Source organism: Lysinibacillus sp. NPDC093190 (assembly GCF_050280425.1).
In the GTDB taxonomy this organism is placed as follows: Bacteria; Bacillota; Bacilli; order Bacillales_A; family Planococcaceae; genus Lysinibacillus.
Genome location: NZ_JBNNVG010000047.1, coordinates 15,895 through 27,648, shown reverse-complemented (window position 1 = coordinate 27,648; position 11,754 = coordinate 15,895). Strand labels below are relative to the sequence as shown.

Below are 11,754 nucleotides of genomic sequence, written 5' to 3'. Positions count from 1 at the left end.
AGCGAAGCGTAGGAGGAGGCTCGGCGCTCGCCCGCGGAAAGCGAGCGGAATGCTTCGGAAAACAACAGTAGAGTCACAGTGCCAAATGAAAAAAGTGAGGTATTCAACGATTTAATCGTTGAATACCTCGCGATGTGAGAAGATATAGACTTTTTCAGTGCCCTCCCTTAGATAACAGGCTTTTTTTGAACAACCTCTTTACCTCTGGGCTGCACTTTCATACTTAATAGGACAATTCGTCATCATTATACTTCGAACATATTCGTTTTTTCTTGTAAGTCTTCCGCCATTTTAGAAAGTGCAGAAGTAGATGCAGTAATTTCTTGCATGGCGGCTAACTGTTCTTCTGTAGCCGCTGAAATATTTTGTGTTCCTTCTGCAGAACTTTGGGCAATTCCATTAATTTGTTCCATAGATTTGGTCATTTGATTAACTCCTGTAACCATCTGTTGTACTGATGAAGACACCCCTTGAATTTGAACAGATACCTCATTGATGGCATGTTGAATTTTTTTAAAGGATTCACCTGCGATGTTTACATTGTTAATACCTGTTTCCACTTCATTAGTTGTGAATTGCATAGAATCTACCGCTCTATTCGTTTCAGTTTGAATTCCTGTAATTAACTCAGAGATTCTCTGTGCCGATACAGAAGATTCTTCGGCCAATTTTCGCACTTCTTCCGAAACGACCGCAAAGCCTTTTCCGTGTTCTCCTGCTCTTGCCGCTTCAATCGCTGCATTTAATGCCAGTAGATTGGTTTGTGCTGCAATACCTGTAATAACTTCAACAATTTGCCCGATCTCTGCCGAACGCTCACCTAAACCACTAATTACATTACTTAGACTACTAATTGAAATTTGAATGGAGTTCATTTGTTGAACAGCGGTTTTAATAATATCATTTCCATCCACTGAAAGTTGTTCTGCTTGGATAGCAGCCTCTGAAACGTTAGTAGAATTTCTAGCTATTGTTTGAACATCTTGCACCATATGATTAACAACATCTGATGTTTCTATTATTGTTCTAACTTGATCGTCCGAGCCGCTTGCCACGTCTAACGTAACAGACGCAATATGCTCACTTGCCTCACTCGTTTGTTCCGCACTTGCCGAAAGCTCAACCGAAAATGCTGCCATTTGTTCGGATGATTGTTTCACCTGACCAATTAGATCTCGTAATTGAGCGATCATATGGCTAAATGAAGACGTTAAGACGCCTAGTTCATCCTTTGAATCATAGTCTACACTAAAATTTAATTCTCCAGCTTCTGCTCGTTGAACAGCAAATTTTAATTTTTCAATTGGAGAAATTATATATTTTCGTACTCCTATAAAACCGATTGCAACAAACAGAATTCCTAATATAATTGAAATGATTAGAGAGGTCGTGATACCTTTACTTACATCAGCTTTACTTTCCATATTCAAAGTACTTGCATATTTTTTATTCAATTCTGTTAGCTCCAAACCTTTTGACATAATTTCGTCAAATACAGGCTTAGCACTTGAATTAAAGAGATTTATTGCTTCCTCATTCTTATTGGCAAGACTTAGTTGAAAGACTTTCTCCATACTTTCTTTAAAGTTTGGAAATTGCTGAACCAATTCATTTATTATTTTGTCCTCATCTGATTTTAAATTGGCTTCTTTAAGTATTTGAAGATTCTTTTCATTCTCTTCAAAAGCATGCATTACTTCATTATTAATTTGTTTAATAGTTGATTCATCTGTAAAAAGGAAAGAACGATACATATTTGAAATAATGACCCGATTATTAAGCCTATAATCAGTCAAAACTATACTTGGTTCTAGACGGTTTTTAAAAATATTCTCTGTATTATTCTCCAAAGATTTCATTGTGATATATCCATTCACTTGAATAATACCAACTGTTAAAATGGCTATAAACATTAACAGGACTAACTTTTTAAATATAGATAGATTGCGTAGCATGGTTAATACGCTCCTTTTTAAATTCAATTTTTAGTGCACATTTTAATGAAAGACAATGAATCGTACATTATCAAAGGTGCGAGCCTCCATGTTTATTTACAACATGGAGCTAACCTGCTTGTCTTGTTTAATCCTATGTTTTCATTATATTACTTTTCTCTTCGTTTTTCTGATAACCTCCTTAAAAATAATAATGAATTCCCCTGCTTTTAGCCCCTCCCAATAACATTAGAAAAAATTTTTTTCATACTATTCACAATATATTACGACATATTTCGATATTTTTGAACAAAAAATCGACAAAAAAATACAATTGAGTAAATCAACCTAAATTACTATTTTCTTTAGATAAGTAGTTCCTCAGAAATGGTTTCTAAAATTCTCCTAAAAAAAGGGGGATGTCCAAGGTCATTTGCATACTTTTGGGCATCCCCAGCGTAGTTACATTCCATTTATTACTCTCTTAGAAATTTTAACGAAAACTATACTTTGCTAACATTTCTCTCCAAGGAGCCATTCGGGCTTCTTCAAAACCCACACTAATGTCCTCCCCCTTGTCTTGGGCATTAATTAACCTTGATGATAAAGAAACAAAATAAAGAGCGTGTTTTAAATCGATAACCGATTAAAACACGCTCTTTATAAAAAAGCTTAATCTATTTTAATTACTACATGCTTAGAAGTTAATTGCGCCAGCAAAGAAAATCATAATTCTTCTAATATCAGACTGCCTGCCGTAATTCTTCTTCCTCTTGTATAACCTGCGGATTCGTTTTTTCTTCTCTACGCTGACAAATGTTATTCCAAATAAGAGCTGAAATTACAAGTAGAGTCCCTGCTATATCAAAGATTGTTATTTTATATCCTTGTACCATCATAATGACCAATGTAGTAATTGGAACAAAATTAATAAATAAAATCCCATTAATGGATGATAGGATTTTCACACCATAATTCCAACTAAGCAATGCTACAATACCTGGCAGTGTCATCATAAACAATAAATCATATTTAATAGCAAAAATCGTTTCCGTACTTGGGACTGATACATATCCTTGCATCGTGGTGATCATTGTGATGATACCTGTTATAGCTGTGCCAAATACACATGTTAATGTAGAATAGCGGAGAGTAGACCAATCATTAAATGTTTGACCGCCCATTGTATAAATAACCCATCCTACAACACCAATTAAAATAAATGCTAGCGAAACTAGATTATGTTTCAGTGTAAGAAAGAAACTCATATCGCCTTTTGTAATAACAAAAATAGCTCCAACAAAAGCAATGATCATGCTGCTAATCATATACTTCTTCGGTTTTACATGTTTATACCCCCATAGAATAGCAATCGAAATCATCGGCATAAGTGCTTCCATAATCGACGCTACCATAACGCCGGATTTCCCCATTAACATCTGCCCTAAGAAAACGAGCACGTTGTAAACAGTAAACGCCATCGTCCCAAAAAAGATGAGCAGCTTGCCTTTCCCTTCTAAACGAAACGCTTTTTTACCTTCTTTTATCCATAATAAAATGACTAATACAATCGATACTGCCCCATATCGAATAATTGAAAAATAGAATGGATTTATATATTCAAGTGCATGATCTGCAACTGGAAACATGGCTCCCCATGACATACTTGCTATTAAACATGCTATCATGCCTACTATTATTTGACTTTTTCTCACTGTTTTTCCTCGTTTCTATACAACCCTATCAATTATGCCTCGGCATAATTGCGTCCGGAATCGACTTTGTGCTTGCACAAAGAACTCATTTCCGATTCCGTGACATCCGCCGGAGGCTTTAACTTCTTTCAGCAGGTGTTTGGACACCCGCTGAAAGAAGTTAAAATGCACAATGAGAATTATAAAAAAGAATATCTATCATGTAAAATGATTGAAAGTGATATTAACTATCATTTATAATGATAGTTTTTAAGGAGGTATGTTCAATGGAACTGCGAGATTTACAGATTTTTAAAAACGTCGCAAATTGCGGGAGCGTCAGCCATGCTGCAAAAGAATTAAATTATGTACAATCCAATGTAACTGCACGTATTAAGCTATTAGAAAAGGAGCTCCAAACGCCCCTTTTTTATCGCCATAAAAAAGGAATGACATTAAATCCAGAAGGGCGAAAAATGCTTGCTTACGTGAATAAAATTTTGCAGGATGTCGAAGAAATGAAACAGGTCTTTTTAGATAATGATACACCGACTGGTACTTTAAAAATCGGTACAGTCGAAACTGTGAGTATATTACCAACCATTCTAGCGTCTTACTATAAGGGGTATCCCAATGTCGACTTAACACTGCAAGCTGGTTTAACTAAGGAACTTATTAAAGAAGTAGCGGATCATCAATTAGATGGGGCCTTTATAACTGGACCGATTAAACATCCAGTTTTAGAACAATATGATGTATTTACCGAAAACCTCGTTCTCATATCACAAAACAAATCATTTCGTACAGAGGAATTTATGACTACACCAATCCTTGTTTCTAACCGAGGTTGCGGATATCGATCCAAGCTAGAACTCTGGCTCAAAGATGAGGGTTTACTGCCAAAAAGAATCATGGAATTTAATATATTAGAGACAATTTTAAATAGTGTTGCAATTGGCCTTGGCGTTACACTTGTACCACAATCGGCTGCTGAACATCTTTCTACAACCGGCAAGGTTTATTGTCATCCAATTCCTAAAAAATACGGTACTATTTCAACCGTCTTTATACGACGAAAAGATGCATACATGACAAATTCGATGGAATGTTTTTTAAAAACAATTGCTGAGCATCAGCGTATATAGGGTAACTTCTTTCATTTCCCCGTCTTTTCTTCTGCCAATCATCTTTAACAGTGTCTAAAGGGTACATTCATTGATAAAAAATAGAGAAGTGACAAAAAACGCTTGGTTTTTAGTACCAAGCGTTCTGTGCTAATCAGCGTTAATTATATATTTGGCTAGAACGATGCAAACAACCTATTTAAAAACATAATTTTAAATTACAATGGTGCTATTTTGCATTTTTGTCAGGCTGATGAATTCCGAATATATTTCCTTCGGTATCAATATAATATCCTTGCCACGCCATTCCAGGAAGAGCATATTTCGCCATTGCAACCGTGCCACCATTCTCAAGAATTTTAGCTTCTGTTACATCGTAATTTTCCACACCCATTGTACAAGCAAATCCATTTAAAGCTAGGTTTGGTTCCGGAGAAGCACCTTGACGTTGCATTAAAGCACCATTGACTCCAGGCTCGTCCTCATTACCAGTTATCGCTCCAAAGTAAGGCATTCCTGCATAATCACTCCAATCTTGAAATGACCATCCGAATACCTCTCCATAAAATTTCTTCGCACGTTCCATGTCACTTACATGAATTTCAAAATGAACTAATCTCCCCATGATATCCTCCTATTTATTAAAGAATTAAATTACTCACTGTGTTTGAGTACAATTACTATATATTATTATTACAAGGAATGGAAATAAAAAAGAAGAGAAATTATATGAAAAAATCGAGAATAAAAGTTCTAATTCATGTTCCCGATTTTGGTTCTATTCTATTGCATTTAAGTTAGTTAATTTATAGCGTTTAAATGATCTTTTAAATACTGAATAAATGGATGCTCTTCTATATCTGATTTGCGTGTACATATAAATAAACTTTGCTGAATATCTGCATGTTCTACATAAACCCGAGCTAGTTTCCCATTTGCTATACTTTCCGTCACACTATAGGATGGTGCTAAAGTCATACCGTATCCTGCTTCCACTACTTTAATCGATTCATGTAAGCCCTGCATTTGAAGTCCTAATTTAGGTAATGGACTGTTTAACGTGTAAAAAACGGCCTCCAATAAATCAAGTGTCGAGCTACCACGTTCCCGATAAATAAAGTCCTCATTCGATAATTCATCAATGGAGACCGTTTGATTTGCCAAAGAATGTGATGGGTGAACAACAAACCAAAACGGGATATCTAATATTTTTTCAAACTGTAAATCAGGGTGACCAATTTTATTTTGTACGACAAAACCAAAATCTACTTCATAATTAAGAACTTGCTCTTCCACAGATTTTACATTGCCCAACGACACAAAAAATTCAATGTGAGGACTAGCAAGCTTATATCCAGCTATAATAGGTGGGAGTATATAGTTTGTTGGTATGTAGGAAGAAGCAATATGTATTTTTTCTTCCTTCGCTAAAAATTTACCGAGCTTTTCATCAATTTGTGCTTCTAAATAAAATAAACGTATTGCCTGCTCATACAAAAACTTCCCCTCAGGAGTTAATTGAATGCCACGTCCTTTCCCTTCAATCAGTTTTGTTCCTATTTCGCTCTCTAATTTTCGAATTTGAATAGTGACAGCTGGTTGGCTAAGAAGCATTTTATTCGCTGCTGCGGTAATTCCTCCAAGCTTTGCTACATTCGTAAAAATCCTTAATGCATGCAAATTCATTTCATTCACACCTTTCTATCAATCAATTTCGCCTTGGCGTAATTGTAGCTGTCGCTTTGCTTTCGCTACAGAAAACATTTGTTGCTGTCGCTGCGCTTTCGCACAGATAAACAATGCGTCCGTATTTTGAATTGTGCCCACACAATTCATTCCTTTCAAAATCCGTGACATCCGCAGAGGCTTTATCTTCATTCAGTGGGTGTTAGAACACCCACTGAATGAAGGATAAATTAAATTTATGGATAAGCAATTATTATATATTTGTTTTATGTATAGTTTAGCAGTAATTTAGGTGTAGAGGTGATTTGATGGAAATTTTACTACATGAATGGTTATCAGTAAATGGATTTATTTTATTTACAATTGGCTTACTCGCAGCAGTCATTGGTGTTCTTTTCGGCGCTGCAGGCTTCGTTTTGTTACCTGCAATGTTACTTATTGGCATTCCGATTCATACAACCGTAGCTGTTAATAAATTCGCGACAGGAATTTCAGCTCTATCAAATGTCGTATCATTTATAATTAAAGGACATTTATCGTTAAAAAAATTCACATCTTTAATTATGATATCTAGTTTGGGAGGTTTATTTGGCGCATTTTTAGCTACTCGATTAACGGAGCAAGTCATGAATGTTGTAGCTTGTATATTCTTAATTTTCGCATTTTTCATTGTACTTTGCAGTAATAAATTTATGGTAAAGGATATAAAAGAAACAGAGGAACAGCCAATTAATAAACTCATTCCGTTTGCAATTTCAATATATGACGGTGGTTTTGGACCTGGCTCAGCTCTAATGAATGTAACCTATCATCTTAAAAAGCAATATACCTATATAAAAGCAGTTGAGTTAACAAGAATTATTACGTTTTCAAGTTGTACAGGTGCATTTCTCTTTTACTACTTTACAGGCATTGTTAATTGGGGAATCGCTATCCCTGTTTCAATTGGCTCTATCGTTGGCTCGTTCTTAGGTTTAAAGATAATTCCTTATATCAAAACAAAATGGATTCAAATTTTATTACCCATTATTTTTTTCTTGCTAATTGTTCAGGTCGTATCGGATTTATTGATATAACACTAATTGGCTAATATACTTTCTTTGGCTATTACAAGTAAAGACACAGAGTTATTTGGTTGTTACTCAAAAAAGGTTGTGCCGTTAGTTATGATGAAAGAAAATAACTGTCTGACCTGAACGAATTTTCCATAAAAATATTTCTGTACCACGTTACGGGTCTATGTTAGACATGTAAGCACTACACTAGTTAAAGTGTTCTAATTACAAGAAAGCAGTCTAAAAAACTGAAATAAAAAAGCAGATTTGGAAAATGAAATATTCCCCAAATCTACTTTTCTATTATAGTAATATATATTGAAAACAGGCTATATTTTTAACTCTTTTATCCCTGCTTTTAATGTGTCTGCATCTACTTTTAATGTTCTCCAGCTGTCTTTAGCTGATTTCAAATTAGGTAGTAAAAATTTGAATTTATTTTGTTCCGCTTTTTCAGATGCATTCTCGATATGTCTTAGTACTCCTGAATATTGAGAGTCTAAATCATTCCATTGTGCAGACATAAAAGTAAGAGCATTAATAGCATCATCGAGTGCATTGTACATCTCACTAATATTACTATGTGCAATTCCAACTACACGATTTAATGTTGTTTTATAATCAACTGTCTGATTTAATTGTGCTAATAACGGTTCTAATTGACCTAATTGATCCCTTGCTATCCCTAACATAATACCACCAGCAATCCACGTAGGTATAGAGGGCACAGATACTGTTATTATTCCATCAGACTCTAATTTTTTATAATAGTTTACTGATTCTAAAATTTCATTTAGTCGCTTTTGATCATCCTCAACTGCAACCCCTTGGTTTTTTAAAATCGACTGTAAAAGATCTTTGTTACTGCCGAACGCTCTTACATCTTGTCCAATAGCATCTCTTAATTTAGTTAATTCTTCTATTAATTGTTGTGCATACTTTTGATTTTGTTGAATTTCTTCTCGTAAATCTGTTATTCCTTCTATTAACGTCTCTCCATCTCCTGTATTAATGGCCTCTACAATTATGTCATAATAATTTTCGAATTTTGTATCGTATTCAATAATACCTGTCAATGTATCTATCAGCTGTTTTTTTACTTTTGTATCCCATGTAAGGGCATGTGCTCTTGCATCCTTTTGATCTTGTACAATTTTACCAGGTAAATCTGGATAGCCCTTAATATTAATTCCTTCAAAGTTGACATCTGGATTCTTTATTAACATATAAGAATAGGCATTCATAGATTTTGCAAAAAGCCCCGCCTTTTGCAAAGTTTCTCTCATCTTCGCTTCATTTGCTGAAAGAGACGTATCACTAGTGTTAGTTTGCTCAATCTTACTTGTCTCTGCAAATGCTGCTACTGGAGAGATTACAGAAGTTGTTGTCAAGGTTAAAAGCGTCGATACAGCGAGTACTTTGTAAAGAGATTTTTTTTTCATTTTATATTCCTCCTATCTTTATTTCAATTCTTTTCTTCTTGTTTAAAGGCAATGTCTTTTGCAATAAATTCTGCATCTTGATGAATGTCATTCCAACTCTGTTTAGCAGCTTTTAAATCATCAGGTATTAAAGAGAGCTTATGTTCTTGCATTTGATCGATATTATCATATAAATCTTTATAATTTGCCCCCATTGTATTCCATTGTTGCTGAATATTCGTCAGAGACATTATCGCTTGATCCACTGTTTGATACAGATATGCCAAAGTGTCTTTGGCGTTAGTAAGTGCAATAACTGCCTGATTAGCAGAATCGGCTTTCATCGTTAATTCTCCGATTTTATTAGAAATTTCGTTATAGGAGTTCATATGATTAGATGCCGTAATACCAGCTGCTGTTCCTAAACCAATACCAGCTGAACCTAGAACCGCAAGGCCGCCTACAACAGCCGGTGTCGCTGTTCCGCCAGTCACAACAATGACGACCCCTCCTGCAATAGTTCCAATAACTAAAACAGCTGCTCCCAATCCACCACCAATTGACCATGCTAATACGTCGTCAAAATGTGCCTTTTGAGTGGAGCGTAGATTTTCAATTTCAGCTTGAAGTTGTGGAATCAATGCTTGTTTTCCCGCTAATATTGCCGTTAATCCACCTTTCCCATCTGGACCACCAATATTATTTTTAAAATCTATAGTATTTGTATACAGTTTTGTTTTGAAGGCTTCTAACATTTTAATTACTTCTGTAACTTCTTTTGAATTTGTATTAATTGTACTGATTAAATCACCTATACCTTCTTTTAAGCCTTCTTTATCTTTCTTTTGTACAGTGTCTATTAATGTGTCGTAATAGTTATTAAATTGTTCATCATAGTTTACAATATTACGTGCTGTCTTTTGAATTTTTGGCTTCGCCGTATCTAACCAATAATTCGCATGAATTCGAGACAGTTCCTGATTAAGGTGAATATTTTTGATTAATTCTCCCCCTTCTGACCCTAAATCTATATTGGATAGATTTACATTCGGCTGTTTAATCATTGTTTTTGCGTACAAATCCATTACAAGAATATGAGATCCTGTTTCAGCTAACGCTTTTTTCAGCCCTTCTGGTCCTAATGCATAATAATTTCCTATTTTCTGTTCCTGAGTGATCTGTTCTTGCGCAAGTGCATGAATAGTGTTACTGTTAGTTGCGGTTATAACCGTTGCCAAAGTTGCCACTGTTAATACTTTAAATGGTAATTTCTTCATATCCAATCTCCTCCCAAACTTCGACAGTTTTTTTGTGATTTCATTTTTTTGAATGTTAAAATTTCTCAGCTTGTTCCTCTAGTTGACTTATTACATTTTTTAATCGTCTTAATGTATCTTTTTGAGTCGTATTGTCAGTAGTATCAGCATCAGCACTTAATTTAGTGATACTATTTTTTATTAAACTCAAATCTTCTTTATAGCGTTTCAATAGGTCAAGTTCTACATCTACTTGGCTAGCAAAAGTATGTAAATCATGTTGCATAAGAAGAAGCATTGATTTTTGTAAATCTGCTATCGTTAGTTTCGTTGTCAGATCATATAATTTTTGATTTTGCTGCTCTAAATCATCTAAATGTGCCCGTTGTTCTGCCTTTAAATTATTTACTTCAGCGAAGGTACTATATGTTTTTTTGATTCTTTCTGGGTCAATTGCTTTCATAAGGTCATACTCTTTCGCTTTTGTAGCTGCAGCTGCAGCAATTTCACCTTTTTTATTTTCCTCAATTGCTTCACGAGCTTCTTTTTTGGCAGCTTCAATCTCTAATGCAGATTTACCCTTTTCTTTTGCTTCTTGCTCCGCTTTTTCCTCTGCTTCTAAAATAGATTTATTAATTTCTTTTCCTTTGTTATACGCTGCCGCTGCTGTTTGAGCAGCTGGTTCGATAATATCTTTTGTAAGACTATAAATCTCTTGGAATATTTTAAGTCCTTGTACATTTAAAGCCCCTGGTAGAAATGCTATTTGCTGTAAATCATTTTGAATTAATTTTTTAGTGGCTAGTAATTCGTCTTTTAGTTTGTCTATCTTCCCTGTTCCCTCTAAACTTAGTACTCCCTGAGCTTTTGTCACATCAGTATCGAGATCTTTAAGTTTTTTATCAAGCTGTAATTTAAGATCTGTTAATTCATTAATCTGAAGTTGCACGTTTTCTTGATTAGTCATTGCCATTTCTTGAAGGACTTCTAATCTATCCAAAAAACCTTCTTTATCTTCCTTTTTATCTATATATCCTTTTAATGTTGGATAATAGTTATTAAATTTAGTGGCAAACCCTTTACTTTTCGAATTTATTAGCATTAACTTTGGATAATGTTCCGAAGACCATTCTTTCATATCCTGTTTTATTAGAAATTGCTCTGTGTTTAAAGCTGGTACTTCCTCTAGCTGTACATTAGGGCTTATTAAAGCCTGATCTATATACATTTGAATCAATTTAGACTGTGCACCTAATTTTCTTAAAGATGAGGAAATAGCCATGTTCTCTTCTTGAATTTCCGCTTGAACTATAGGCGTTGTAAAAGTATGTAAAGGAATAGCCCCCGTAGTAAAAATAGACGTCATCATTAATCCTGTAATTATTTTCTTTTTCATTTTATTTACCTCCTTATACTTATAGTTTTAGGAAAGAGCCTTGCTAGAATAATCTACACTTTCCTGTAATGTAAATTTTAGGTATAGTCACATCTTTTAGCAAATTGTAGTGAAATTAATCTATTTTATGTGCAAAATAGTTTATTTCACTGTAATTTTGATTTTAAAATAGATTAATATGAGCAAAA

Annotated in this window: 10 protein-coding genes; 2 read left to right on the top strand and 8 right to left on the bottom strand. The window is 34.5% G+C overall.

Annotation, left to right across the window (positions count from 1 at the left end; genetic code table 11):
• Positions 1–245 precede the first annotated feature (245 nt).
• Together ACQKOF_RS23615 and ACQKOF_RS23610 are read right to left on the bottom strand one after the other, a co-directional pair.
• A complete protein-coding gene (locus tag ACQKOF_RS23615) occupies positions 246–1,955 on the bottom strand; it encodes a methyl-accepting chemotaxis protein (RefSeq protein ID WP_427562486.1) in 1,710 nt (569 codons plus the stop codon).
• A gap of 722 nt (positions 1,956–2,677) precedes the next feature.
• A complete protein-coding gene (locus tag ACQKOF_RS23610; RefSeq protein ID WP_427562483.1) occupies positions 2,678–3,649 on the bottom strand; it encodes a DMT family transporter in 972 nt (323 codons plus the stop codon).
• A gap of 266 nt (positions 3,650–3,915) precedes the next feature.
• Here ACQKOF_RS23610 and ACQKOF_RS23605 point away from each other — a divergent pair, with 266 nt between their 5' ends.
• Entirely contained in the window at positions 3,916–4,773 is an 858-nt protein-coding gene (locus ACQKOF_RS23605) for a LysR family transcriptional regulator (protein ID WP_427562480.1), read from the top strand.
• A gap of 208 nt (positions 4,774–4,981) precedes the next feature.
• On the opposite strand, the gene ACQKOF_RS23600 is transcribed toward ACQKOF_RS23605, so the two are convergent.
• The 3 genes from ACQKOF_RS23600 to ACQKOF_RS23590 form a co-directional block, all read right to left on the bottom strand.
• On the bottom strand, positions 4,982–5,377 hold the full coding sequence (locus ACQKOF_RS23600; protein WP_427562477.1) for a VOC family protein: 396 nt from the start codon (positions 5,375–5,377) through the stop codon (positions 4,982–4,984).
• A 176-nt stretch (positions 5,378–5,553) separates the two neighbouring features.
• Positions 5,554–6,438, bottom strand: coding sequence for a LysR family transcriptional regulator (locus ACQKOF_RS23595; protein ID WP_427562474.1), 885 nt, complete (start codon positions 6,436–6,438; stop codon positions 5,554–5,556).
• A gap of 18 nt (positions 6,439–6,456) precedes the next feature.
• Positions 6,457–6,579 (bottom strand): hypothetical protein, encoded by a 123-nt coding sequence (locus tag ACQKOF_RS23590; RefSeq protein ID WP_427562471.1) that lies wholly within the window; start codon positions 6,577–6,579, stop codon positions 6,457–6,459.
• Between the two features lie 167 nt (positions 6,580–6,746).
• On the opposite strand from ACQKOF_RS23590, the gene ACQKOF_RS23585 reads away from it, so the two are divergent.
• On the top strand, positions 6,747–7,514 hold the full coding sequence (locus ACQKOF_RS23585; protein WP_427562468.1) for a sulfite exporter TauE/SafE family protein: 768 nt from the start codon (positions 6,747–6,749) through the stop codon (positions 7,512–7,514).
• A gap of 308 nt (positions 7,515–7,822) precedes the next feature.
• Here ACQKOF_RS23585 and ACQKOF_RS23580 read toward each other — a convergent pair whose 3' ends face one another.
• Genes ACQKOF_RS23580 through ACQKOF_RS23570 form a run of 3 tightly spaced genes read right to left on the bottom strand, consistent with a single transcriptional unit; the run spans position 7,823 to position 11,566 of the window.
• Entirely contained in the window at positions 7,823–8,935 is a 1,113-nt protein-coding gene (locus ACQKOF_RS23580) for an HBL/NHE enterotoxin family protein (protein ID WP_427562465.1), read from the bottom strand.
• A 23-nt stretch (positions 8,936–8,958) separates the two neighbouring features.
• Positions 8,959–10,191: an HBL/NHE enterotoxin family protein gene (locus ACQKOF_RS23575; RefSeq protein WP_427562462.1), complete on the bottom strand. Its 1,233-nt coding sequence runs from the start codon at positions 10,189–10,191 to the stop codon at positions 8,959–8,961.
• A 55-nt stretch (positions 10,192–10,246) separates the two neighbouring features.
• Positions 10,247–11,566, bottom strand: a complete 1,320-nt coding sequence (locus tag ACQKOF_RS23570) for an HBL/NHE enterotoxin family protein (protein WP_427562459.1) — start codon at positions 11,564–11,566, stop codon at positions 10,247–10,249.
• Positions 11,567–11,754: the final 188 nt, after the last annotated feature.

Bases quoted from the DNA above. Each gene is read 5' to 3' on its own strand.
- ACQKOF_RS23595 (WP_427562474.1), bottom strand. From the start codon at position 6,438: ATGAATTTGCATGCATTAAGGATTTTTACGAATGTAGCAAAGCTTGGA.
- ACQKOF_RS23615 (WP_427562486.1), bottom strand. From the start codon at position 1,955: ATGCTACGCAATCTATCTATATTTAAAAAGTTAGTCCTGTTAATGTTT.
- ACQKOF_RS23580 (WP_427562465.1), bottom strand. From the start codon at position 8,935: ATGAAAAAAAAATCTCTTTACAAAGTACTCGCTGTATCGACGCTTTTA.
- ACQKOF_RS23570 (WP_427562459.1), bottom strand. From the start codon at position 11,566: ATGAAAAAGAAAATAATTACAGGATTAATGATGACGTCTATTTTTACT.
- ACQKOF_RS23585 (WP_427562468.1), top strand. From the start codon at position 6,747: ATGGAAATTTTACTACATGAATGGTTATCAGTAAATGGATTTATTTTA.
- ACQKOF_RS23600 (WP_427562477.1), bottom strand. From the start codon at position 5,377: ATGGGGAGATTAGTTCATTTTGAAATTCATGTAAGTGACATGGAACGT.
- ACQKOF_RS23575 (WP_427562462.1), bottom strand. From the start codon at position 10,191: ATGAAGAAATTACCATTTAAAGTATTAACAGTGGCAACTTTGGCAACG.
- ACQKOF_RS23605 (WP_427562480.1), top strand. From the start codon at position 3,916: ATGGAACTGCGAGATTTACAGATTTTTAAAAACGTCGCAAATTGCGGG.